The 23,630-nt window shown below is 50.0% G+C and carries 25 protein-coding genes, 2 tRNA genes and 6 pseudogenes; 14 read left to right on the top strand and 19 right to left on the bottom strand.

The window, feature by feature from the left end; all coding sequences use genetic code 11:
* Nucleotides 1-8 precede the first annotated feature (8 nt).
* The gene (locus tag ABK821_RS17050; RefSeq protein WP_138363064.1) at nt 9-233 is read left to right on the top strand and encodes a DUF2594 family protein; all 225 of its coding nucleotides are present in this window, start codon (nt 9-11) and stop codon (nt 231-233) included.
* Between the two features lie 67 nt (nt 234-300).
* Here ABK821_RS17050 and sdiA read toward each other — a convergent pair whose 3' ends face one another.
* The 5 genes from sdiA to tcyJ form a co-directional block, all read right to left on the bottom strand.
* Nucleotides 301-1,023, bottom strand: a complete 723-nt coding sequence (gene sdiA / locus ABK821_RS17045; RefSeq protein ID WP_138363063.1) for a transcriptional regulator SdiA — start codon at nt 1,021-1,023, stop codon at nt 301-303.
* 569 nt (nt 1,024-1,592) lie between these two features.
* The gene (tcyN, locus tag ABK821_RS17040) at nt 1,593-2,345 is read right to left on the bottom strand and encodes an L-cystine ABC transporter ATP-binding protein TcyN (protein ID WP_142502152.1); all 753 of its coding nucleotides are present in this window, start codon (nt 2,343-2,345) and stop codon (nt 1,593-1,595) included.
* Nucleotides 2,342-3,010 (bottom strand): cystine ABC transporter permease, encoded by a 669-nt coding sequence (tcyL, locus tag ABK821_RS17035; RefSeq protein WP_142502153.1) that lies wholly within the window; start codon nt 3,008-3,010, stop codon nt 2,342-2,344. The genes tcyN and tcyL overlap by 4 nt, the downstream gene beginning before the upstream one ends.
* 15 nt (nt 3,011-3,025) lie before the next feature.
* Entirely contained in the window at nt 3,026-4,012 is a 987-nt protein-coding gene (dcyD, locus tag ABK821_RS17030) for a D-cysteine desulfhydrase (protein ID WP_138363060.1), read from the bottom strand.
* Between the two features lie 94 nt (nt 4,013-4,106).
* A complete protein-coding gene (gene tcyJ, locus ABK821_RS17025; RefSeq protein ID WP_138363059.1) occupies nt 4,107-4,907 on the bottom strand; it encodes a cystine ABC transporter substrate-binding protein in 801 nt (266 codons plus the stop codon).
* Nucleotides 4,908-5,106: 199 nt separating this feature from the next.
* Between tcyJ and amyA the strand changes: the two genes are divergently transcribed.
* On the top strand, nt 5,107-6,594 hold the full coding sequence (amyA, locus tag ABK821_RS17020; protein WP_142502154.1) for an alpha-amylase: 1,488 nt from the start codon (nt 5,107-5,109) through the stop codon (nt 6,592-6,594).
* A gap of 32 nt (nt 6,595-6,626) precedes the next feature.
* On the opposite strand, the gene yedD is transcribed toward amyA, so the two are convergent.
* Nucleotides 6,627-7,052, bottom strand: coding sequence for a lipoprotein YedD (yedD, locus tag ABK821_RS17015; RefSeq protein ID WP_138363083.1), 426 nt, complete (start codon nt 7,050-7,052; stop codon nt 6,627-6,629).
* A gap of 460 nt (nt 7,053-7,512) precedes the next feature.
* Between yedD and rcsA the strand changes: the two genes are divergently transcribed.
* Complete coding sequence (rcsA, locus tag ABK821_RS17010; protein ID WP_138363057.1) at nt 7,513-8,136, top strand: transcriptional regulator RcsA; 624 nt, start codon at nt 7,513-7,515, stop codon at nt 8,134-8,136.
* 31 nt (nt 8,137-8,167) lie between these two features.
* Here rcsA and dsrB read toward each other — a convergent pair whose 3' ends face one another.
* Complete coding sequence (gene dsrB / locus ABK821_RS17005) at nt 8,168-8,365, bottom strand: protein DsrB (protein WP_138363056.1); 198 nt, start codon at nt 8,363-8,365, stop codon at nt 8,168-8,170.
* Between the two features lie 134 nt (nt 8,366-8,499).
* Between dsrB and ABK821_RS17000 the strand changes: the two genes are divergently transcribed.
* Nucleotides 8,500-8,703 carry a YodD family peroxide/acid resistance protein gene (locus tag ABK821_RS17000; RefSeq protein WP_138363055.1) on the top strand — a complete coding sequence of 68 codons (204 nt, stop codon included), beginning with the start codon at nt 8,500-8,502 and terminating at the stop codon, nt 8,701-8,703.
* A gap of 395 nt (nt 8,704-9,098) precedes the next feature.
* Here ABK821_RS17000 and ABK821_RS16995 read toward each other — a convergent pair whose 3' ends face one another.
* Nucleotides 9,099-9,278, bottom strand: coding sequence for a YodC family protein (locus ABK821_RS16995; protein WP_138363054.1), 180 nt, complete (start codon nt 9,276-9,278; stop codon nt 9,099-9,101).
* A 75-nt stretch (nt 9,279-9,353) separates the two neighbouring features.
* Nucleotides 9,354-10,265: a DUF808 domain-containing protein gene (locus ABK821_RS16990; RefSeq protein ID WP_343178598.1), complete on the bottom strand. Its 912-nt coding sequence runs from the start codon at nt 10,263-10,265 to the stop codon at nt 9,354-9,356.
* A gap of 187 nt (nt 10,266-10,452) precedes the next feature.
* Between ABK821_RS16990 and yedA the strand changes: the two genes are divergently transcribed.
* Nucleotides 10,453-11,364, top strand: coding sequence for a drug/metabolite exporter YedA (yedA, locus tag ABK821_RS16985; RefSeq protein ID WP_142502156.1), 912 nt, complete (start codon nt 10,453-10,455; stop codon nt 11,362-11,364).
* 1 nt (nt 11,365) lies between these two features.
* Here the strand turns inward: yedA and ABK821_RS16980 are convergent.
* From ABK821_RS16980 to drpB, 4 genes and pseudogenes are all read right to left on the bottom strand, one after another.
* Nucleotides 11,366-11,833 (bottom strand): annotated as a pseudogene (locus tag ABK821_RS16980) (very short patch repair endonuclease); the annotation flags it as partial.
* Between the two features lie 7 nt (nt 11,834-11,840).
* A pseudogene (locus tag ABK821_RS16975) lies at nt 11,841-11,981 on the bottom strand (DNA (cytosine-5-)-methyltransferase); the annotation flags it as partial.
* A gap of 31 nt (nt 11,982-12,012) precedes the next feature.
* Nucleotides 12,013-12,708 (bottom strand): phosphohydrolase, encoded by a 696-nt coding sequence (locus ABK821_RS16970; protein WP_308565213.1) that lies wholly within the window; start codon nt 12,706-12,708, stop codon nt 12,013-12,015.
* 42 nt (nt 12,709-12,750) lie between these two features.
* On the bottom strand, nt 12,751-13,032 hold the full coding sequence (gene drpB / locus ABK821_RS16965) for a cell division protein DrpB (protein WP_138363049.1): 282 nt from the start codon (nt 13,030-13,032) through the stop codon (nt 12,751-12,753).
* A gap of 769 nt (nt 13,033-13,801) precedes the next feature.
* Between drpB and ABK821_RS16960 the strand changes: the two genes are divergently transcribed.
* The 5 genes and pseudogenes from ABK821_RS16960 to ABK821_RS16940 all read left to right on the top strand — a co-directional run bounded on the left by ABK821_RS16960 (nt 13,802) and on the right by ABK821_RS16940 (nt 18,342).
* Nucleotides 13,802-14,857 (top strand): porin, encoded by a 1,056-nt coding sequence (locus tag ABK821_RS16960; protein ID WP_138363048.1) that lies wholly within the window; start codon nt 13,802-13,804, stop codon nt 14,855-14,857.
* A gap of 169 nt (nt 14,858-15,026) precedes the next feature.
* Nucleotides 15,027-15,281: pseudogene (locus ABK821_RS16955) on the top strand (IS30 family transposase); the annotation flags it as partial.
* A gap of 193 nt (nt 15,282-15,474) precedes the next feature.
* On the top strand, nt 15,475-16,455 hold the full coding sequence (locus ABK821_RS16950; RefSeq protein ID WP_138363047.1) for a GlxA family transcriptional regulator: 981 nt from the start codon (nt 15,475-15,477) through the stop codon (nt 16,453-16,455).
* A 78-nt stretch (nt 16,456-16,533) separates the two neighbouring features.
* Nucleotides 16,534-17,544, top strand: coding sequence for a type I glyceraldehyde-3-phosphate dehydrogenase (gap, locus tag ABK821_RS16945; protein WP_138363046.1), 1,011 nt, complete (start codon nt 16,534-16,536; stop codon nt 17,542-17,544).
* A gap of 351 nt (nt 17,545-17,895) precedes the next feature.
* The gene (locus ABK821_RS16940) at nt 17,896-18,342 is read left to right on the top strand and encodes a hypothetical protein (protein WP_179951939.1); all 447 of its coding nucleotides are present in this window, start codon (nt 17,896-17,898) and stop codon (nt 18,340-18,342) included.
* Between the two features lie 179 nt (nt 18,343-18,521).
* On the opposite strand, the gene ABK821_RS16935 is transcribed toward ABK821_RS16940, so the two are convergent.
* A tRNA-Ser gene (locus tag ABK821_RS16935) sits at nt 18,522-18,611 on the bottom strand.
* 90 nt (nt 18,612-18,701) lie between these two features.
* Between ABK821_RS16935 and mtfA the strand changes: the two genes are divergently transcribed.
* The 3 genes and pseudogenes from mtfA to ABK821_RS16920 form a co-directional block, all read left to right on the top strand.
* Nucleotides 18,702-19,502, top strand: a complete 801-nt coding sequence (mtfA, locus tag ABK821_RS16930; protein ID WP_171034950.1) for a DgsA anti-repressor MtfA — start codon at nt 18,702-18,704, stop codon at nt 19,500-19,502.
* Nucleotides 19,503-19,602: 100 nt separating this feature from the next.
* Nucleotides 19,603-19,678: transfer RNA gene (locus tag ABK821_RS16925), tRNA-Asn, on the top strand.
* A gap of 162 nt (nt 19,679-19,840) precedes the next feature.
* A pseudogene (locus ABK821_RS16920) lies at nt 19,841-20,131 on the top strand (Arm DNA-binding domain-containing protein); the annotation flags it as partial.
* A 126-nt stretch (nt 20,132-20,257) separates the two neighbouring features.
* Here the strand turns inward: ABK821_RS16920 and ABK821_RS16915 are convergent.
* Nucleotides 20,258-20,401 (bottom strand): annotated as a pseudogene (locus ABK821_RS16915) (type II toxin-antitoxin system HipA family toxin); the annotation flags it as partial.
* Between the two features lie 4 nt (nt 20,402-20,405).
* Complete coding sequence (locus ABK821_RS16910) at nt 20,406-20,699, bottom strand: helix-turn-helix transcriptional regulator (protein ID WP_138363081.1); 294 nt, start codon at nt 20,697-20,699, stop codon at nt 20,406-20,408.
* 591 nt (nt 20,700-21,290) lie between these two features.
* On the opposite strand from ABK821_RS16910, the pseudogene ABK821_RS16905 reads away from it, so the two are divergent.
* Nucleotides 21,291-21,380 (top strand): annotated as a pseudogene (locus ABK821_RS16905) (hypothetical protein); the annotation flags it as partial.
* Between the two features lie 215 nt (nt 21,381-21,595).
* On the opposite strand, the gene ABK821_RS16900 reads toward ABK821_RS16905, so the two are convergent.
* The 3 genes from ABK821_RS16900 to ABK821_RS16890 form a co-directional block, all read right to left on the bottom strand.
* Nucleotides 21,596-22,027 carry a DUF6515 family protein gene (locus tag ABK821_RS16900; protein WP_343178599.1) on the bottom strand — a complete coding sequence of 144 codons (432 nt, stop codon included), beginning with the start codon at nt 22,025-22,027 and terminating at the stop codon, nt 21,596-21,598.
* A gap of 285 nt (nt 22,028-22,312) precedes the next feature.
* A complete protein-coding gene (locus ABK821_RS16895) occupies nt 22,313-22,477 on the bottom strand; it encodes a hypothetical protein (protein ID WP_171034949.1) in 165 nt (54 codons plus the stop codon).
* Between the two features lie 223 nt (nt 22,478-22,700).
* Nucleotides 22,701-23,624 (bottom strand): LysR family transcriptional regulator, encoded by a 924-nt coding sequence (locus tag ABK821_RS16890; protein WP_308565062.1) that lies wholly within the window; start codon nt 23,622-23,624, stop codon nt 22,701-22,703.
* Nucleotides 23,625-23,630: the final 6 nt, after the last annotated feature.

The raw sequence follows: 23,630 nt of genomic DNA, 5'->3' as shown, positions 1-23,630 counted from the left end.
GGATATCGATGAGTACACCAGATTTTTCCACTGCAGAAAATAATCAAGAGCTGGCGCAAGAAGTTTGCTGCCTGAAAGCGATGCTGACGTTGATGCTTCAGGCCATGGGCCAGGCAGATGCAGGCCGCGTGATTATTAAAATGGAAAAGCAAATCGCGCAGATGGAAGATAAGGCTCAGGCTGCCGTATTCTCCAGTACGGTCAAGCAAATTAAACAGGCGTACCGTCAGTAATCATTCACCGGCTGAAAGTATGACTGACAGCCGGTTTTGCGTCTGACACGCAGAACAACGAATTAACTCAAATTAATCCCGTCGCCACCGCATAGCAGGCAATTTGCGTTTTGTTTGGTGCATTGAATTTTCGCTGCATATTCTTCTGATGGAAATTGACGGTATTTTCAGAGATAGAGAGAATCATCGCCACTTCTGCCGACGTTTTCCCTTCCGCCGTCCATTTGAGAATCTCCAGTTCGCGTCGGCTAAATTTCATTTCCGGCGGCATAACCATCCCATCTTCCAGTCGCAACAGCGTGAATAAACTTAATTCTGTTAGCATACTTAAACGCATTTCCAGTTCATCTTCCGCAAAAGGGCCCGGACCCGGCTTGTTACCTGAAACGGATAGGAATCCCTGGGCATGATTCGGCAATATCCGGCACTGAGTCACACCTTTGCGTAAACCATGATCGCGCGCGCCATTCCATAATTCCGGCGTATCACGAAATAACGTGTCGTTCCACTGCAGATGCCCGCGAATGAAATTCTCGTTGCGTAGTACCGGATCAATAGCAAAATAATTTTCGGCTTGATAGTGCGACATCCAGGCCTGCGGATAGGTTGATTGCAGGGTCAACCTGGGGCGCGTAAACGGTACAGGATGCCGAACACAAAGCGCAAAGTAATCATATTCCAGTCCCTGCACCTGCTGCTGTAGCAGTTTATAAACCCCTTCCCCCGAAGCGATTGACTGAAATTGTTGCAGCATATCCCGCCGCCAGCTGAAAAAATCATTGTCCCTCATAACTGACCAAATAACCCCTAAGTAATAATCATTCTTATAAACATATAAAGCTAACACATAAATCTTTTTTATATGTATACCCGTCATACTTCAAGTTGCATGTGCGTTGGCTTTCCTCGTTCACCCCAGTCACGTACTGGAGTACGCTCCCGGGGATTCACTGCGTCGCCGCCTTCCTGCAACTCGAATAATTTAGGGTATATAAAATATCTATAGCCTGAATAATTAGAATTGCAGAACAAAACGACTATCCGTTTTGAACAACGCTTGCACGGCTCCCGAAAGGCCGTGCCTCATAGATGAAACGCATCACACCGCAGCCAACACATCTGCAGCCTGAAGTCTGACGGCTAAAAAGCCCCCCATTTATTAGACTGCCGCGGGCAACATCACCTGATTTAATAAATAAAGTATACCTCCGGCACGCCTGAATTGATGAAATACACAACCAGATTGCTCATAACCTGCGGCAGAATAAGCAACATTTGATAGCCGCAATCAGTACAAACATGGGCCCTCAGAGTGCGTTCGCCAGAACATTACCCCGGGAACGCAACCGGAGGAAAATGTTACTGCATCAGGAATTTTTCAAGGAACTGGCGAGTACGCGACTGCCGGGGATTAGCAAACAGTGATTTCGCTTCGCCCTGTTCAACAATACGCCCCTGATCCATAAAAATCGCACGATCCGCCACGTCACGGGCGAAACTCATCTCGTGGGTCACTATCACCATAGTACGCTTCTCCTGCGCCAGCTGACGAATGGTGTTAAGCACCTCACCCACCAGTTCAGGATCTAACGCCGATGTGGGTTCGTCAAACAGGATCACATCGGGGCGCATCGCCAGCGCACGCGCTATCGCCACGCGCTGCTGCTGCCCGCCGGACAAGCGCCGCGGATAGCTGTTTTCTTTACCGGCAAGGCCAACCTTCGCCAACAGTTCACGGGCCCGGATAATGGCGGCGTTTTTATCCTCGCCTTTAACGATTACCGGCCCCTCAATGATATTTTCTAACACCGTCCGATGTGGAAAAAGATTGAAGTTCTGAAACACAAAGCCCACATGCTGACGCAGGCGGCGAATGGCCGCTTTTTGCTGACTGATGCTGCGTGCTATATCTATCGTGACCTCACCAACCCGAATCGTCCCGCTTTCCGGCTGTTCCAGCAGATTAATACTGCGCAACAATGTGGTTTTGCCGGAGCCGCTGGGACCGATGATTGCAACAACCTCGCCTTCCTGTACTTCAAGGTCGATACCATGCAGGACCGTTTGCCCATGAAATTTTTTCACCAGGTTTTTGACTTCAATGGCACTCATTTCGGCTCACGCTCCTGGCGGTTAAGTTGATGTTCAAAATAGTTTTGCAGCGTCGACAGTACCGTCGCCATCACCCAATAGATCAGTGACGCAGCCAGATACATGGTGAACACCTCCAGAGTACGCGAGGTGATCAGTTGCGCCTGACGAAACAGTTCCGGTACCTGGATAGTCGCGGCCAGCGAGGTATCTTTCACCAGGCTGATAAAACTGTTAGAAAGCGGCGGCAGCGCCACCCGAGCGGCCTGCGGAAGAATAGCCCGACGCATCGCCTGCCAGCGCGTCATACCGATACTTGCCGCCGCTTCCCACTGCCCTTTGTCAATGGAGGCAATGGCTGCGCGCAGCGTCTCGGCTGCGTAAGCCGCAGTATTGAGCGACAAACCGATCATTGCCGCGGGAACAGGATCCAGTTCAATACCAAACTGCGGCAAACCGTAATAGATCATAAACAGTTGCGCGATCAGCGGTGTACCGCGAAAAATGGAAATATACATCCGTGCCAGCCATTTTACTGGCCAGACCGACGACATACGCATCAGGGCCAGAATGAACCCTAGCACCAGACCAAATAACATACCGCCGATGCTGAGCTGTAGCGTGAAAACCGCTCCTTTTAGCAGAAAAGGCGCCGAATCGATAACCAGTTGGATACTCTCTTGCATTCTATTCGCTCTGTATTAGATATGAGGATGATAGGCGAACAGCGCAGGTGCACCGCCAGTGTGGACAAACAATATCGGCCCTTCATCTTTAAAACGATTCTGGTTGATGCCATCAATCAGTCCAGCCATCGCTTTTCCGGTATAAACCGGATCCAGCAGGATGCCCTCCAGCTGTGCCAGCAGCTTCACCGCCGCCATCCCCTCATCGTTCGGCGTACCATAACCCGGCGCAAAGTAGTCATCCCATAGCTGAATATCGGCCTTCGCCTCCAGCGCCAGGCTGTTTGCCACCGCCTGTTGCAGCGCAACCACCTTTGGCAACTGGTCCGCAACTGTGCGCGACACGGTTACACCAATCAATTCAGTCTCTGGCATCAATTGTTCAAGACCCACGGCGAGACCTGCATGGGTGCCTGCGCTCCCGGATGCCACCACAATTGACGAAAGGCCAACCGCACCTTCACACTGCTGAGCAATTTCCAGCGCACTTTCTACATAACCCAGGGCGCCCAGGGCATTAGAACCGCCAACCGGGATCACATACGGACGGTAGCCCTGAGCTTCAATACGTGTCGCCAGTTCCTCCAGTTGCGCATTGGGATCGGTCAGCGCATCACACATTTCAACCTGAGTATTAAACAAGTCGAGGAGCAGGCGGTTACCGTTAGTCAGGTAGTTCTCCGCCCGGGTACCTATCGGATTCTCCAGCAACGCCACGCAATGCAGACCCAGTTTCGCCGCAACTGCCGCCGTCTGACGGACATGGTTAGACTGGATAGCCCCTGCGGTGATGAGCGTATCCGCGCCCTCGCGCAGCGCATCGGCCGCCAGAAATTCCAGTTTGCGTAGCTTATTTCCCCCCATTGCCAGGGGAGTGACGTCATCACGTTTAATGAAAATTTCGCGACCAAGGTGATCGGATAAACGCGGCAGATATTCAAGCGGCGTCGGCGCGCCAATCAGTTCCAGACGCGGGAAAAGCGTTAAATTTTGCAGTGACATAAGACCTCCTGACTCAATTATCCTTAATTATGCACGCTGTTACAGGCGAAATAAAAAAGGCGCTATCGAAAGCGCCTTTTTTCACCACCTGTGGTTACTTCGTGACGTCAGCACCAAACCATTTTTCCGATAGTGCCTTCAGGCTGCCATCTTTTTGCATATCCGCAATGGCGCCATCGATCGCGTTCAGCAGGTCTTCATTGCCTTTACGCAGCGCCACGCCGGATTCCTGCCTGGAGAAGGGTTCTCCGGCGAGCGCAAGGGTGTCGCCCGTTTTCTTCACCAGATCGAGCGCCGCCAGGCGGTCAACCAGGATGGCGTCGATACGACCAACGCGCAGATCCTGATACTTGGTCGGATCATCGTCGTAAGTACGAATATCAACCCCTTGCACGTTCTGGCGCAGCCAGGCTTCATAATTCGTGCCCAGGCCGACACCAACTTTCTTACCTTTCAGGTCAGCGGCGGTTTTAATCGTTCCTGCATTACCTTTTTTCACCAGCGCCTGAATCCCGGAGATGGTATATGGCGTCGAGAAGTCATACTTCTTCTTACGCTCAGGGGAGATGGTTACCTGGTTGATAACCACGTCGATACGTTTGGATTCCAGTGACGCAAGCATGCCGTCCCATTTCGTCGGTTTAAGGTCAGCTTTTACGCCTAAGTGCTTCGCCAGATCGTTGGCGAAATCCACCTCAAAACCGGTCAGCTTGCCGTCATCGCCCTGATAACTGAATGGCGGGTAGGTGCCTTCCAGGCCAACACGTAAGGTGCCGCGCTCTTTAATCTGATTAAGTAAATTTTCAGCGGCAAAGGTTTTTACGCTGACGCCCGCCAACAAAACAACAGCCATAACGCCCATCAGCGCCTGACGACCCCGAAATGCTAATTTCATAGAGACTCCTGGCAGAGAGATATTTTTGTAGTGTAAAGGGTTTAGCCCCTGTCACCAACATCGATACGCTACATCTTATACCAAATAATTATATATGATGCCTTTTATCACATAGTGAAAATACAACAAAAATGCCACCGTTTTGGTGGATATCTCTCATACTGCAATGGTCAGCTTGATGACGTCTGGAGCACGGAAGATGAAAAACCCCACGTTATTGCAGTGCTTTCACTGGTACTACCCCACCGGCGGCGAATTATGGCGTGAAATCGAAGCCCTGGCACCAAACCTGAATGAAATCGGTATCAATATGATTTGGTTGCCTCCCGCCTACAAAGGCGCTTCTGGCGGATATTCCGTCGGTTATGACAGCTACGATCTTTTTGACCTCGGTGAGTTCGATCAAAAAGGCTCGGTCGCCACCAAATATGGCGATAAAGCCCAACTACTCGCCGCCATCTCCGCGCTCCGCCAGCATGATATCGCCGTGCTGCTTGATGTCGTGATCAATCACAAAATGGGTGCTGATGAAAAAGAGGCCGTACGTATACAGCGTGTTGATGAACAAGACCGGACGCAAATCGACGATGAGATTATTGAGTGTGAAGCCTGGACGCGCTACACCTTCCCCGCCAGGCGCGGACAATATTCAGCGTTTATATGGGATTACAAATGCTTTAGCGGCATCGATCATATTGAAAACCCTGATGAAGATGGCGTGTTTAAAATCGTCAACGACTATACCGGCGAGGGATGGAACGATCAGGTCGATGATGAAATGGGTAATTTCGACTACCTGATGGGCGAAAATATTGATTTTCGCAATCGGGCCGTTGCCGAGGAGATTAAATACTGGGCGCGCTGGATAATGGAGCAAACCGGCTGCGATGGCTTCCGTCTTGATGCAGTTAAACACATCCCCGCCTGGTTTTATAAAGAATGGATCAACCACGTCCAGGACGTCGCGACAAAACCACTGTTTATCGTCGCGGAATACTGGTCGCACGAAGTCGACAAACTTCAGCAATATATCGCCATGGTAGATGGAAAGACACTGCTATTTGATGCCCCTTTGCAAATGAAATTCCATGAAGCCTCCCGACAGGGACGCGAATACGATATGCGTCAGATTTTTAGCGGTACGCTGGTTGAAGCCGATCCATTCCACGCAGTGACGCTGGTCACCAACCATGATACGCAGCCGCTGCAGGCGCTGGAAGCACCGGTTGAGGCATGGTTTAAGCCGCTGGCCTATGCGCTGATTCTGCTACGTGAAAATGGCGTGCCGTCGGTCTTTTATGCCGATCTTTTCGGCGCCTGCTATGAAGACGCCGGCAGCGATGGACAACGCTATGCAATTGAGATGCCAGTTATCGAACAGTTACATGAGCTGATCGATGCCCGCCAGCGTTTTGCCCACGGTGTACAAACGCTATGGTTCGATCATCCTAACTGTATCGCCTTTAGCCGTAGCGGCACCGATGAAGATCCAGGTTGTGTGGTGGTGCTGTCAAACGGCGATGACGGAGAAAAATCGCTTCCTCTGGGGGAAAACTACGGCAACAAACGCTGGCGGGATTTTCTCGGCAACCGTGAAGAAGTGATTACCACCGATGCTAAAGGTAACGGTATTTTTACCTGTAACGGTGGTAGCGTCAGCGTTTGGGTGATTGAAGAGACGCTATAAAACATATCGGTCCCGCGCGGGCTGAAAATGACTCATTCCGCGTGGGCGTTCGTGCTCTCCGTTGAAGACGCTTCCCACGCCTGTTCACACTCCGGAGTAAGACGCGCCACCCGTTTGAACGTCATGCGATCGTAGTGCAGCGTATCACCTTCACGCTCAACGGGATAAACATTCAGCGCAGCGGTAACGTTATAGATAACTGCGTCACGTTTCATTAATTTCCCCGGTACGACGATCACCCTTTGCCACTGTCGACAGTCAAACGTATCGCCATCTTTAGTCACAATCAGGCTGGCAATCGCCTGTGGGCTCATCATCTCTTTCTGCGGTCCCGCCGATTGCCAGTAGCCATCCAGACCGTCCGGGGCTGGCGCTTTAATTACATCGCTGTAGTTATCAACCTGAGCGCAGCCAGATAAAACCAACAGCAATCCCAAAAATACGATCTTGTTCTTCATCATCATCCATCCCGCAAACCGATAAAAAATTATTGTGGCATTAAAGCGTTACGCCCGCTACTCTTCTCGAATTGAGGGAAAACATCCGCATCGTGCCTGCCACCTCCGGCGCGGCAAAAAAATTGCCTGTACCGAATAAATTATTTTTCTCTATTGAATAATCCTATCTTTTTGTGAGGTGATATTTTAATCGCTCAATATAAGGATAATCCTATTTTAAAATACGATGAAAAATGACAACCTTATATCACACGGGAGTTTTTGGTTTTTATTTCCTCCACGTAGCAATTCGTCACCTTTACTTTAAGAATATTCCTGGCAAATTATGGGATTATTACAGAATGGTTCATGCTGCCTGATAGTTACTGAGCGGTAGCAGTTTTTATGACTAACAAAATGGACTTCATCGCACTTACCGGCGAGGAATAAATTATCGTTAGGTGTTGATTGAGGATGAGTCATGTCAACGATTATCATGGATTTATGCAGCTTCACCCGGCTGGGATTAACCGGGTACCTGACAAGCCGGGGGATAAAGAAGCGCGATATCACTGAAGTACACAGCCTCACCAGCCTGCAATCAGGCTGCGAGAGTAACCGCCCAACGGTGGTGTTTATCAATGAAGATTGCTTTATTCACCATAAAGAGAGCAACCAGCTTGTCCGGCAGATCATCAAAGCACACCCGGCGACGCTATTTGTTGTCTTTATGTCGCTAACCAATATTCATTTTGATCACTATCTGTTGGTGCGCAAAAACTTACTTATTTGCTCAAAGTCACTGACGGCAAAAGACCTTGATGATATTCTAGCCAATCGTCTGAAATATGAGAATCATCGCACTACGCGCATTACTATCCCGACGCTGGCGTTAAGCCAGACTGAATCAAATATGCTCCGGATGTGGATGGCCGGGCACGGCACCACGCATATATCCGCCCAGATGAACATTAAGGCCAAAACGGTCTCATCGCATAAAGGCAATATTAAAAAGAAAATCCAGACTCACAATAAACAAGTGATTTATCACATTGTACGATTGACGGAAAACATCACGTCCGGGATTTATGTCAACGCTCGTTGAAAACGCTGGCGGCATCGGCCGCCAGTTTGCTTCATACAGGTGACTCTTCTTTCTCAACAAAAATGCCGTCCGGATGCCCTTTCTCGTTGAAAAACCAAATTCCCAGCGGATAATCTTCCAGCGAAACCAGATACATGACCCCTTCACTAAACGACTCTATGGCCAGCACAACCCCCGATCGACGTGGGCCACCATCGGTCTTGACCGTGACACGATCGTTTACCTGCATAACTCATCTCCTCTCTATTTTGAGCCAGTGTAGAACAAAAGAGCCGATCGCGCAGCGCTCTCCCTGATAACAGGTGTTTTTGTAAACAGTCTATACTTAAAAGCGCCATCCCCGAGTTAAGCGAGGTCGCTGCGATGAAAACCGCCAAAGAAAATAACGTCGGAGAAAGAGTCGATGTTGACGCCCTGCTGGCGGCAATTAATGAAATCAGCGCAACTGAGGCGCACCGCATACGCGAGGTAAGTAGTGATGATGGCGATTATCATGCCTGGCGTGAACTGGCTGAAGCTTTTGAGCTGGATATTCATGACGTTAGCATAACGGAGATTAATCGCTGATACGCACGCAAAAAAATCCCGACTCGCAGGAGTCGGGAAGAAACTTGCTAATGCAAGAAGCACTTAAAATTCGTTACACCGGGAAATCCGATGTACTAAAGACATTATCCTCAATTATTTTGCATGACAAGGTCTATTCATGAGGCAAATTATTGAAAAAATGTGACTTATAAAAGGCGTAACGCTGGCAAGGCACGCCAGACAAGGACTTTACCAGTTTGTTCTGCTACGAACATTTGTTCTCAGGCGTATTTTTTTTAAGATAAATCTCATTATAGCGATCGCAACAAATAGATTATGGATTTATTCATTGGTTAAACGAATAAATAATTATCCCTCGCAATGACAAACCCGCCCCGTTCGCACAAATGAAGCCGGAGCAACAGTATACAAACTCAGGAATGATTGAGCTTCTCCTCCCCTCCGCGGATCAGCTCATCCTCACGAAATGACTCACGCTTAACGCCATGCCCGTCATACCAGCGACACTCAACCATACCGCTGGCAAACCCGGTGACAATCATCCGCGGTCCTCCGTTTTTACGCCTCACTTCATCGCTAATCAACAAGCCCATCTTCGCCTCCGCTTTCAGGAAGAAACAACGTTACCTTAGACGAAGATGGGCGATATTGCCTGGTCCGGCGGGCATTTAGTCTGCAGAACGCCGAAGCGCAGCAATCGCTTTCACCCCTGCCAGCACAATAGCGCCAATGATAAAGCCCAGCAGCAGATTCGCCGCCATGGGCAACAATGACGCAATTATGCCATTCTGCTCATGGACAATCTCCTCAATAGCATGGTGCAACGGCGTAATACCGTGAACGACAATCCCTCCGCCGACCAGAAACATCGCCAGCGTTCCGACCACCGATAACGCTTTCATCAAGCGAGGAGCAATCGCTAATAAGGCCTTACCTGACCATTGCGCCAGCGAACTGGTTTTCTCCACCAGCCAGTACCCCATATCATCAAGCTTGACGATGATCCCCACCAGACCATACACGCCTATCGTGACCAGCAGCGCAATGCCAGACAAGATCAGAATCTGGTTTAACAGCGGCGCTTCGGCGACTATGCCGAGCGTGATGGCGACAATTTCAGCGGAGAGGATAAAATCGGTGCGTATCGCCCCTTTTACCTTATCGCGTTCAAAAGCCATAGGATCCTGATTTGCCAGCGCCTCAAGCCGCTGCTGGCGAACCTGCGGATCCTCTTTATGTTTACGCGCCTGCAGGCTGTGCAGAACTTTCTCTACCCCTTCAAAGCACAAAAACGCCCCACCCAACATCAGTAACGGCGTAATTGCCCACGGAATAAAAGCGCTAATCAACAACGCCAGCGGCACCAGAATCACTTTATTAATAAACGAACCTTTAGCCACGCCCCAAACCACCGGCAGCTCGCGGTTAGCCCGTACGCCAGTCACCTGTTGCGCATTAAGCGATAAATCATCGCCCAATACGCCCGCTGTTTTTTTTGCCGCCAGTTTCCCCATGACCGAAATATCGTCAAGCAGAGTGGCAATATCATCCAATAAGGTTAAAAGACTACTTCCTGCCAAAATTACATTCCTTCATTGATGGTTGTTCAGCGTAAAGTATGAAGCAAAAGCCCTTTTTCGCCCACAACAGTCTGCATATAGTCAACAAAAATTTAACAGTAGCAAATGTGTGAAAGGACTCGCCAGCGCGATAGTTTTCACGTTTACTATGTGCCTCCTTTCTATCTCTGCACCGTCGTGAGGAAATATGTCTACCCGTCAGTTGTTACCGCTTATCGGGGCATTATTTGCGTTATATATCATCTGGGGTTCCACCTATTTTGCTATCGCCATTGGTGTTGCCAGCTGGCCGCCGCTCATGATGGCTGGCGTCCGTTTTCTTTCTGCCGGCGCGGTGCTCACTGCCTGGTTACTGGCAACCGGACATAAACTTCCCGCCCGCAGGCCGCTGCTCAACGCCGCGCTGATTGGTATTTTACTGCTGGCTGTCGGTAACGGTTTCGTCACCCTCGCGGAACACCAGCATGTTCCCTCCGGCATTGCGGCGGTAATGGTGGCGACGGTGCCTCTGTTTACCCTGTGCTTTAGCCGCTTTTTCGGCATTGCTACCCGTAAGCTTGAGTGGCTGGGTATCGTCATCGGTCTGGCGGGGATTGTCCTGCTCAATAGCGGCGGTAACCTCAACGGTAATCCGTGGGGAGCATTGCTGATTCTGCTTGGTTCGATGAGTTGGGCCTTTGGTTCCGTCTACGGGTCGCGAATTGCGCTACCGACAGGCATGATGGCGGGGGCCATTGAGATGCTGGCTGCGGGCCTCGTGCTGATAATTGCCTCGGCGTTAACCGGAGAAACGTTAACCCGAATGCCTTCATGGTCCGGCATACTTGCCGTTGCTTACCTGGCCATATTCGGCTCACTTATCGCTATCAATGCCTACATGTATCTGATTCGTAACGTAACTCCTGCTGTTGCCACCAGCTATGCCTACGTTAATCCGGTAGTCGCCGTTCTGTTGGGTACCGGACTGGCGGGTGAAAATCTGTCGCCGATCGAGTGGCTGGCACTGGGAGTGATTATTTTTGCGGTGGTGCTGGTGACGCTTGGAAAATATCTGCTCCCTCCCCGGAGCAAAGTGACTTCCTGTCAGGCTGAGAAGTGATCGCCAGCGGACCTATGCCTTGAGTGTCGATCTGCGCGCAGTCCCCACCGCCGCAGATCCACTCTTCCAGGCGTTCGCCAAGCGCTTCATCACTGAGTTTCTTTCTCCCGCGCAACGCACACTCCCAGACCACCAGCACCCGCCATCCCAGTTCCGTCAGTCGCCCGAGATCCCGGCCATCACGCGCCACGTTTTTGGCTATCTTAGCTAACCAAAATTCGGTTCTCGTGGCTGGGATTTTAAACAGATAGCAATGGTGATGATGCCAGAAACAGCCGTGAGTAAAAATCACGCACTGATAGTCGGCCACCACAAAATCAGGCCGTCCCGGCAAGGCGGCGTCCTGCACCGTAAAAGAAAATCCTGTACGCGTCAGCAATGCCGCCAGCCGTTTTTCGATCGCCGTATCGCGCGTGCCAATCGCCCGCATGTTTTTACTGCGGGTGGCTTTATCGTGAACGTCCGCCATGATGAATCCCTCGTTCCTGATGTTTATGCGCATAACGGTAGAGATATTTCCATAGCACCTTCGTGAGAATAAACTTAGGATCGACTTCGGCTTCAAGTAACTCACCGAATGTTGGCCGTTTTGCCGGATAAAGGGCCGTAATATCTCTGCGGAAATTACCATCAATAGCGCTGGCAGTTTTAAGTCAACGGGGTAAAGCGCTGTAAAACAGCCTCATCAAAGGTCACAGGATCGCCGCGAAGCTCCGCGCTGAGTTTAGCCATAAACTGCACCAGAAAGTGCGCGTTATGCATCGCCATTACCCTGCCCTTTTCTGTCTGCATCGTTTCCGGTAAACGCAATAGCTTGCACTGAAAGTGGTCCAGGGCATACTTCTTGTCATTTAATTCCCGCCGTTCGGCGAAAGGATCGTCGGCATCAAACAAGAGATTATTCAACGAACCGGAGACCGCAAACACACGAGCCAGCCCAATCGCGCCTAAAGCTTCCAGACGATCGGCGTCCTGGACAATTTTCGCTTCTTCACTTTGCGGGGCAATTGCGGCGCTAAAGCTGTGCGCTTCAATGGCGTGCAGAACCGCCGGATAGCGGTCTGCGGGGAAGTCCGGGAAAGAAGACTGCAGAATGGCCAGCGTCCTCTCTGCCGCCATTACCGAAGACCGGCTACGCTCTGGATGATTTTTCGCCAGACTGATAATGTCATGAAAATAGCAGGCGGTCAGGATCACCAGACGATCAGCATCGGTGCCTTCCGCCAGTCTCTGTGCCGTTGACCATACCCGACGAAAGTGTGAAATATCGTGTGCGGAATCCTCTTGCGAATGGCATCCGCTTAACCAGTTTTCAAATCGTTGCTGCCAGTCAACCAGTTCCATGCTCGTTCCTTTAAGATAACGCCAGCAATCAGCATAGCAACATTAATCGTGATGTTCATAACGCTGTGGAAGCGGGCGCGTGTACCAGGCAATTGCGCCGAGAATTCCGCCCACGGCACCCAGAACCAAAAAACCCAACAATGCACCGATCCATTTCCCCGCCGTTGAGCCAAGTTCACCTGCGATTGTCGCACCAGGCACACTTTGAATCTGTCCGACAACCCACCAGTAGCGCACCATCGCCCAACAGAAATAACAACAAAAAGCATAAAATGCCCATAACGCCAGTTTACCTCCCGGGCTCCGTTTCGCTTTTTCTGCCATTTATTTTTCTCCCTTTACTTAACAGCCATATGCAGTCTGGTTGCACAAAATTGTGATAAGCATCACATTATATACTTAAAATTGTTCAATATGCATTGCGGCGCCAGGCAGGTGACAGACCTGAACAGTCAGGAGCAGACGCAGGAGAAAAATGCATGGCAGGCGACCGCGCATCCATCCTCATGATCAGAGGTAATGATGGACTGACGAGAACGACAGGACCCCCGGTGCCAGTTTGAATGCAGCCACGGTAATGGGAGCGGATAGTATTCAAAGATAAACGGGTAACCGTCACCGATGCATCAGCAATCCGATAGGTAATATTGAGAATACTCATTATATTTAAATAATCGAATCTGACAGCGATAAACAATAGCCCCTCTCCTCTTCGCCACTGACATCATCACTGAATTCCTATTTTATACAAAACCCTCAGTTATCTTTTTAAAAGAGACCCACAAAGAACCCAACATCCACCTAAAAACGGAAAACAGCAATACCTGGTACACCCGGAAGAAATTCATAACATCAATCACACCAAAAAAAACATAACAGCATGTTATCTTTAAATATTATTACAATGAATATATTGCATCTTAATTATATAATTAAAACATAAAGAGAGCATTAGAAACAATTAGAAATATTTTATATATTTTGTTTACATAATTTAATTTAAAGAAAAATAAACTTAATCGCTAGTATCACACCGTCACTTCGGAGTGAGGTGGCACAATTCATATTAATTATGATTAAAAGGGAATATATAATGAAAAGAAAAGTACTGGCAATTTTGATTCCAGCGTTATTCACTGTGGGTAGCGCTAATGCGGCTGAAATCTATAATAAGAACGGTAACAAACTGGATTTCTACGGTAAAATGGTCGGCAAGCACATCATGACCCATGATGGCGGCAACAATAATGCCAACGATGCCTCCTATGCCCGCTTTGGTATCAAAGGGGAAACGCAGATTAACAACACGCTGACCGGTTATGGCCGGTTTGAGTACAACATCAAAGCGGACAAACCTGAAGGGCAGCAGACTCATGCCACGCGTCTGGCTTTCGCTGGCCTGAAATTCAGTGACTATGGTTCATTCGATTATGGGCGTAACTATGGCGTGGTTTACGACGCAGCCGGTTACACCGATATGTTGGTTGAATGGGGAGGCGATGGTCTGGTTCACACCGACAACTTCATGACCGGCCGTACCACTGGCGTTGCAACCTACCGTAATACCGACTTTTTCGGATTGGTTAATGGCCTGAACTTTGCGCTCCAGTATCAGGGTAAAAACAACCAGAGCTCAGCTAAAAAATCGAACGGTGACGGTTTCGGCTTCTCCGTAAACTACAACATTAACGACTTCGGTTTCGTTGGCGCATACAGCAATTCTGACCGTACGCACGAACAAACAGCAGACAACAAAGGCGAAAAGGCGGAAGCCTGGAGCATCGCCGCGAAGTATAGTGCGAATAACATCTATACAGCCGCCATGTATGCGGAATCCCGCAACTTGAGCCCTATGGAAAATGGTTCTTTTGCAAATAAAACCCAGAACATCGAAGCCGTTGTTCAATATCAGTTTGACTTTGGTCTGCGTCCGTCCCTGGGCTATGTCTACGCGAAAGGCAAAGATCTGAATAACCGCCGCGATGCGGATATCATGAACTATGTTGAGCTGGGTACCTGGTACTACTTCAACAAGAACCTCAACGTTTTCACTGCATACAAATTCAACCTGTTGGATGACGACGATGCCGTTGTGACTGGCGCGTCGACTGACGATCAGTTCGCGGTCGGTATCACCTACCAGTTCTAAGGTTGTTCAACACATCCAGATCCGCCTCGTAAACCATGTCATTCCTTTAAGCGAAGCGGCATGTTTATTCACCGGATAACAGGTTTTACCCTTGAAAAACGGCCCTGGTCTTGATGACCGGGGCATTTTATAATGAAGATTCAGGATGATTCCCGGACGCCTCTGCGCCAGCTACACCCGATTTACTGTAGCGGCAAACATTCAGATTTATTTCTGTGATCCTCAATCTCCCTGGCAACGCGGCTCAAATGAAAATACAAACAGATTACTCAGACAGTATTTTCCAAAAGGAACTGACTTATCAGTTCACAGCCAACAAAGACTAAACAATGTTGCCAGACGGCTCAACGAAAGGCCCAGAAAAACGCCAGACTATGAATCACCCGCAGAGCGCTTCAATCAATGTGTTGCATCCATCAGTTGAACTCACAGCGCATAGCGGAACACCGGGCCATATGCCCGATCCACTGTGTGTCAGAATCGCACATTAGCAGGCAACTCCGGTCAGTCAAAATCAAACCATCATCCAGAGATGGCCCTGTCACTTCGGTAGAGAGAATTTTTCCGTCCACAGAGGTTCTGTTGACTTATTCTGTAAAAAGTCTACTTTTCAGGACATGAAGAAGATACTTATCATTGTACCCGATGGCGGCATGCTGTTTGAATCCGCCGGTATTGCCGACATTCTGATGCAGGCCAACCGCCTGCACGCGAAAGGCGCTACGGACATCTGTTACCAGGTTCAGTTAGCGACAACTCAGCCGCATCAGGTGATCCATGGTCAGTCCGGTTTAAATCTACTGGCAGATCATCGCCTGCATGAGATGAACCCTCGTGAACCTCTCGATACCATTATTATCACCGGCAGGGGGCAAAATCCGCAGGAAGGGATTGCAGTCGTTGACTGGCTGCGCCTTGCCGCTCCCCATTCCCGTCGCATTGCATCCATTTGCGGTGGCGCGATGCTGCTGGCGCAAACCGGGTTGCTGGACGGCAGACGAGCCACCACCCACTGGAAACTGCTGGAGACCATGCAGGCAGAATTTCCTCAGGTTCGCGTCGAAGGTGGTCCACTCTACATTCAGGACGAACACATCTGGACATCCGGCGGGGTCAGTTCCGGCTTTGACCTGACGCTGGCGCTGGTCGAAGAGGACTACGGCTTCAGTCTGGCGCGCGACATCGCCCAGGACTTCGTCATGTACCTGCGCCGTCCCGGAGGCCAGTTGCAGTTTAGCCGCTACAACCTTCAGCAGACCAGCCCCCAGAGCCCTCTTAACGATCTGCAGGCCTGGTTGCTCGAGAACCTCACTGCCGACCTCAGCGTGGATAAACTGGCAGAAAAAGTCGCCATGAGTCCACGTAATTTCACCCGCGTATTTACCCGTGAAACCGGCCTTTCCCCAGCGCGCTACGTCGCAGAAGCCCGGCTGGCCGCTGCCCGGCAGCGTCTGGAGCAGACCAACGAGACACTGGATCGTATAGCCGAGCAAACGGGATTTGGCAACAGCGTTAATCTGCGGCGGCTATTTGAAAAACAACTTCAGCTCACACCTGGTGAATATCGCCAGCGCTTTCACTGCCGTAAAATGGCGTAAAGTGATCCTTTTTTGTCATTTACGCCAACTCGTCACCGACCTACATTACCTTCAGAGACAACAGACAAGGAGTTGATCATGGTAAAGGTCGGTATTAACGGTTTTGGCCGTATCGGACGCAACGTACTGCGTGCTGCGCTGGGTAACCCGGATATTCAGGTCGTAGCAATCAACGATCTGACAGATAGTCAAACGCTGGCGCATCTGCTGAAATACGACTCGCTGCTCGGTAAACTCAATGCCGACGTCACTGCCGGCGAGGGGCAGCTTGTGGTTGACGGTAAACCCATCACCGTGTTCAGCGAACGCGACCCAGCCAATATCCCGTGGCGTCAGCGTGAAGTCGATATCGTCATTGAAGCAACGGGGCTCTTTACTGAGCGTGACAAGGCGGCGGTGCATATCCACCGCGGTGGCGCAAAGCGAGTGATTATCTCCGCCCCCGGGAAAAACGATGATTTAACCATCGTGATGGGCGTTAATGATGGCCTCTACTCCCCGGATAAACACTACGTGGTCAGCAATGGGAGCTGCACTACCAACGCTCTGGCACCTGCCGCACAGGTTCTGCACCAACATTTTGGTATTAAGCATGGTCTGATGAACACCACCCACGCCTACACCAACAGCCAGGCGCTGCACGACCAGCCGGAAAAAGACCTTCGTGGCGCCCGCGCCGCCGCGCTGTCGATTGTGCCTTACTCCAGCGGTGCTGCGAAGGCGCTTGGCAAAGTCATCCCCGGGCTGGATGGCCGCTTAACCGGTTACTCGCTGCGCGTCCCCGTTCCGGTGGTATCTATTGTCGACCTGACCGTAACGCTTGCGCGGGATGTGACAGTAGACGAGATCAATAATGCGTTTCGTGATGCCGCTGCGACGGGGCCACTGAAAGGGATCCTCGGCTATAGTGATGAACCGCTCGTCTCAAGCGACTACCAGGGTGACCCGCGTTCTTCCATTATCGACGGTCTGTCAACACGGGTGATTGGCGGCAATATGGTTAAAATTCTGGCGTGGTACGACAATGAATGGGGATTCTCTAATCGCCTCGTCGACCTGGCGCTGTTGATAGCCCGGTGCGAACACTAACCCGCTGCTCCCGCACGTGCTCTAAAATCCATGCCTGGCGTGGATTTTTTATATCTGTCGCTTGTAAGTCGTCGCATGCCAGCGTATTGAAAGTGAGTTCTAGGGTGGAATAAGCGATCCCAACTCAACGCCTCCTTAAGGGCAAAACCGGAATCAAAGCCCACACCAGACCGCATCAACAATTAATAGATTGAAGACATGCGCTATATTTAGAAGTCATCTAATGATGCTGCCTGAATGAATAACCCATCACACGTTTAAAGGCATTACGCTAATCCCGAACATCCTAAGCCGCGACGGGCGGCGGAATTAGCCGGACTGACCGTTGCACAACGCGGTGTTAACGTTTCTGTGGTACGCCTGTCGCAAGTTCATGACACAAATAAACAAGGATTAGTCACTCTACTGATCGAACTTGCCCGCCAGAAAAGCGTATCCGGGTATGTTGAAGAAGGTCAAAACCGATGGTCAGCCGCGCACATCAGCGATGTGGCTGATGTCTATTTACGCGCGCTGGAGAAAAATAGCCCCAATAGCCGTTATCACGCGGTAACGGAAGAAGGAATTCCTATGTGCACTCTTGCTGAAGTTATCGGTTATATTCTGAACGTATCCGTTAAACGTATCGCAACTCAAGATGCAAAAGAACATTTTGGCTGGATGAGTTTGCTGATTGATCATGATATGTCAGCCTCAAGTACTCTCACCCGAGAACGCCTGGCGTGGCAACCTACTGGCCCAGCGTTGATTGCGGATCTTTTAAAGATTAGCTCTGTTAGTAATAACTCAGCAGTATAATAAAACACCGCCGCGTCAATGGTCAGTTTGTTAAGTCGACAGTTTCGCCGACAAGAGATCTTCCGATTCCGGAAAAACCAGGAGATGATGATTGAAGAAAATATACCAATTGAATATACCAACACTATACCAAGTGTGATGGGAGTCGTTGAAAGGAAATCACGTAAGTGTTTGAATAGTGGCGGAGAGAGGGGGATTTGAACCCCCGGTAGAGTTGCCCCTACTCCGGTTTTCGAGACCGGTCCGTTCAGCCGCTCCGGCATCTCTCCGTTATTGAAGTTGCTATAATGCCAGGTTCTTTGGCATTTTAATAGTTCCTGTCTCTTTAATTCAGTTCAAGTGACGACTTTGCGAGCAAAATGATGTTTAAATGGCCCTGGAAAGTAGGTGAAGAGTCCGGCAACGCAGAAATCCCCTGGGAAAAGGCGCTTGCCATCCCTGTTTTAGCCAATCTCTCCGATCAGGAGCAGCAGAAGCTGCAGCAAATGGCAGCCCGTTTTTTACAACAAAAGCGTCTTGTTGCGTTGCAAGGGCTTGAACTCACTCCCCTGCAGAACGCGCGTATTGCACTTCTGTTTTGCCTGCCAGTTCTCGAACTGGGGCTTGAGTGGTTAGACGGTTTTCACGAAGTGCTTATCTACCCCGCAGAGTTCGTCGTTGATGACGAATGGGAAGACGACATCGGCCTGGTACATAATCAGCGCGTCATACAATCGGGTCAAAGCTGGCAACAGGGTCCCGTTGTTCTCAATTGGCTGGATATTCAGGATTCCTTTGACGCATCAGGTTTTAACCTCATAGTCCATGAAGTAGCGCATAAATTAGATGTCCGTAATGGCGATCGTGCGAGTGGCGTGCCTTTCATCGCTTTACGTGACGTCGCTGGCTGGGAACACGATCTCCATGCCGCAATGAATAACATCCAGGATGAAATTGATCTGGTTGGAGAAAGCGCGGCCAGTATTGACGCCTATGCCGCGACCGATCCTGCCGAATGTTTTGCCGTGCTCTCTGAATATTTCTTTAGCGCGCCAGCACTGTTTGCCCCACGCTTTCCCTCTCTTTGGCAACGCTTTTGTCATTTTTATCGCCAGAATCCCCTGGAGAGATTGGGCGACACTAACTCGCAAAGCGAGGACAATGACCCGACGGTACACTAAAACAACGGACTGTGTTAAATTTAACCATTTGAATCAGTAAGTTAAATTTAGTATTGACACAAAAAACGGTGGACAGTAGTATGCGCCCCGTTCACACGATTCCTCTGTAGTTCAGTCGGTAGAACGGCGGACTGTTAATCCGTATGTCACTGGTTCGAGTCCAGTCAGAGGAGCCATTTTCCCGTTTTCATGCATCCTTATGAGTCCCTGTTTGTACATTGATTCAACAGGTTAGCGTGAAAAACCTTCCCGATGTGTTTCTGGTTTTCCCTCCGCATCGGGAAAACCTGGTGGTCAGATTTGGGGTCAAGTTGGTTCGATGACGGAGTGACCCCCAAATGTCTCTTAACGACTCAAAAATCCGCAACTTAAAACCATCCGCAAAACCCTTTAAAGTCTCCGATTCCCACGGTCTGTATCTGCTGGTCAAGCCTGGCGGTTCCCGTCTCTGGGATCTCAAGTACCGAATTAACGGTAAAGAATCCCGCATTGCACTGGGAGCCTGGCCTGTCGTCTCCCTGTCTGATGCCCGCCAGCAGCGTGAAGGTATCCGTAAACTGCTGGCACTGAACATCAACCCGGCGCAGCAACGGGCTGCTGAACGTGACTCACGGTCGCCTGAGATGGTGCTCGGTGAATCGGGCTTTGCGCATGGCGATCTCCTCAGGAGGACATAATCAGTATGCCGGAAGATCTCTAAAAGTGTATGGTCCGGTTTAGCGGGATTCTTACACGCCGTCAGCCTGATATTTTCGTAATGGCGATGACAGAGGCCTTCCCAGTTCGTCAGCACTCCATTCTGGAAGGTAGTGTAAGCTGTCCACCCCTTTACTTTTTTCCCAGTACCCAACCCTGATGCCGTTCATCCAGATTGCCAGACGCTGCTGTTTCCGGCTCATATCGTTACCAATTCTCCTGTCGTGCAGGTGAGCTTAATTTAAGTATTTCTTCCGTCTGCTTCTTTTCTGAAGAGGTGGTTGCCGAGGAGAAGCTGATTTTTACACCCAGGACGGAAAACACCTTAAACAGCCGTTCAATGCTCGCACTGGCAGGGTTGGCTTCCAGACGTGCGTATGTCTGTTGAGTGACACCTAACCTTTCGGACAGGTCTTTTTGCGTAAGACCATTCGCCTTGCGAAAACCAATGAGCAAGGGACGCAGCTGGTTGAGCGTGTTTAACGGGTAATCATTATTGATCATAAACTGGCCTCAGTAGTTTCCTCTGATACAACTTGCAGGCTGTTTTCTAAACATACACCCTAAAGGCTGTTATATCAATTTTACAGCCTAAAAGCTGTTAAATAAGGAATACAGCCTTTAGGGTGTTACTAAGCGGCAGCATTGATCCAATCTGCCATTTGCCTCCACAAGGAGGCAGGCAAAGTATTAAAAGCATTGGGCAGGCTTTTAGAAGCTGGTGGGCTATGGTACCCCGGAGGAGCTCCGGTGAATGTTACTTGACCTGATGGTACTGAATACTCTCTACAAGCCTGATCCTTTGCGTAACGTAAACTGAGCATAATCAGAAATATAGCTGATGCGTTGGCGTTCAAGCCAGCCTCACGGTTATGTCCTCAAGAGCTTTCACAAAAACAGAAGGTGACTTGCACAAATAACCTTCACACAATAAGTGCAGAAACATTCATTTCTGCACCAACGTAACGCATCCTCATGTCTACAAGGCGTCAAACCTGGCACCCACAGGTGATATACCTCTCACCCCGTAAACCTTATTTATCACGCTGTGACGTCTGTCTGCTCTTGAAGTGGCTTAAACAAAGCCAGAGAATGACGGTTTCGTCAGTCAGACGGCATTATCCTGCCCTGCCTCTGAAACAGTTGCCTGAGTTGCTCGAACGCATTGAAGACTATCATCAACTATCCGTGACATTCTGTTTCTTCAATAAATCCTCGCGCTTAATAGCGTGTCCACTAATAGCGAGTAAGATCAGACTCAGCCTCCCGTTGCCGAAATTTCCCATGTATGCCGCATCCATAAAATCAAGATTCTGAGCTTAACGTATGACCGTAAAGCAACCCGATTCTCTTACCGCGCCAGTCTGATAAAGACTGGCGCATCATACATCGTGGAGTTATAAACCTGGCGGGCGAGGCACTTCAGTATAATGACCATTAATATCTCGTTCATAATAATGGCCGTCCTCAACGTAATAACGCTTTCCGTTATAATCCAGCGGGTGAAGGCTGCTGCTGACAGTGTCTGGCGCATCAACAACAATATAATGATCCGCCTGACGTTGATAATAAATACCATTGACAATGTAATAGGTTATTCCGCCGAGTAATAATGTTGTGGCAAGCCCCGGCAATATATTCACGCGGTATCCAGGGTGAGGATATGGCCCACCATGGGGAAATGGTTCCGGCCCTCTGTGGAAAAGAACCGGTCCATGCCAGCCGGGGTGATGCCCGAAGGGGCCAGGACCGACCGGAGGCATGGCAAAACTGCTAAATGGTATGGAGAATACCAGCAGTGATGCCAGTGTTTTAGTGGCGATGTTCACGTGGGGCTCCTTTCCGCAATCTGCATACGCAGGGTTTATTAAAATGAGAATGACAGATAGCTAATCCCAGGTCACTGACCTGGGCCAGTGCCGTGGCAAACCTGCAAGCAACTTGAAATATGACGGGTATATTCATTTAATTGGCTCTACCACTGAGATTCAAGACAATTTACACGGCCCGACATTATTCCATGTTTTATCCATAATATTCATGAATTATCATATTTCGCTGCCTGCCGACAATTTTTATATTTATTTCGATGTGTAAACAAATATTTAACCAGATTAAAAAAGCACGAATAGAAGCACCAGCACGGTGTCGGTGAGTATGCCACCGATGATGCCGGTTTCAATAACGATGCGACTATTGGCACCAGCGAGAATACGCCGACAATAAAGGCCAGCGCTGTCATCTGGCAACCGGAAAGTTTTAATGCCGATGCACTCCATGAACGGCGCACACCATTAACCAACCTGACTGGACAAACACAACTGGCCTTATCCCGGCTCCGCAGCCTTGGTGAGTAGCAGGAGCTGCTGGAAAACAGCGCGCGATATGCTTACCCGACGACATGCGTGATAGTGGCATTATCCTGGCGGGATGTCATAGCGTGCGTGGCGATCACTAACGACGCGGATCTGATAGCACCGGAGCAAAATGATAAACGCGATGTCAGAATAGTTGCGCCATCCATTGTTTATGTTCGTTGTCCAGCAACTGCGCTGCCATCTCCAGAAAGGTATTGACCACCGTCGGTCGGTGTTTGCTACCCGGAACCTGGATTTGCAGAGTGCGCTGGCTGAGCGCGGTGTTATTGATGGCCTTAAGCGTCATGCCATCCTGTTTCGCCCGCCACAGTACGCTGAAATGGCTGCAAACAATAGCAGCCCCCTGCGTATGGCGGGTAAACCCGTATAACGCCGAGAAGTTATTGCTGCTAAAGGCCGGTTCGAGGAAAGTGCCCGCCATGCGACAAGAGAGATCGAATAGCTGACGCAGTGTGGTGCCCGCCTCGGGCAATGCCAGCGGATAGTGGTGCAAATCTTCCATCGCCACGCCCGGTTGCTTCACCAGCGGATGTGCATTATCCAGCAGCAACAGAACCGGAGCGGGCCAGGCGGCAATAATTTCCACGTCACGTTCAGGCGCGAGGCTAAACTGGAATGCCACATCACAGTCGTTACGGCGAATCCACTCGGCGACTTGCATGGCGGTGCCAACCTGCAGATCAAAGCTGACGCCAGGATACTGCAGGCGAAACTGCGCCAGCAGGCCTGGCAATAAGTCAAACGCCATACCATCCGTGCAGGCGAGACGCACCAACGCTTTGCGCACTGCTTTTAGCCCCTGAATCTCGGCCATTGCAAACTCCATGTCGCGCATACTTTTGCGGACATGATTCGCCAGAATCTGCCCGGCATCAGTGAGGATCATTCCCCGCGGATGGCGCTCGAAAAGCGTCACGCCAAGCCGCATCTCCAGTTTCTGGATCTGTCGGCTAATTGCCGAGCCAGCGACATACAATTGCGCGCTGGCCGTGCTTAACGATCCGGTAGTGGCTACGGCAAAAAAGTAGCGCAACTCATGACTCATCATAGGGGA

This window comes from Klebsiella sp. KE9456 (genome assembly GCF_043832615.1).
GTDB classification, from domain to species: domain Bacteria; phylum Pseudomonadota; class Gammaproteobacteria; order Enterobacterales; family Enterobacteriaceae; genus Klebsiella; species Klebsiella indica.
Note: the sequence above shows the minus strand (reverse complement) of the source record. Positions and strands in the feature narration are given on the sequence as shown.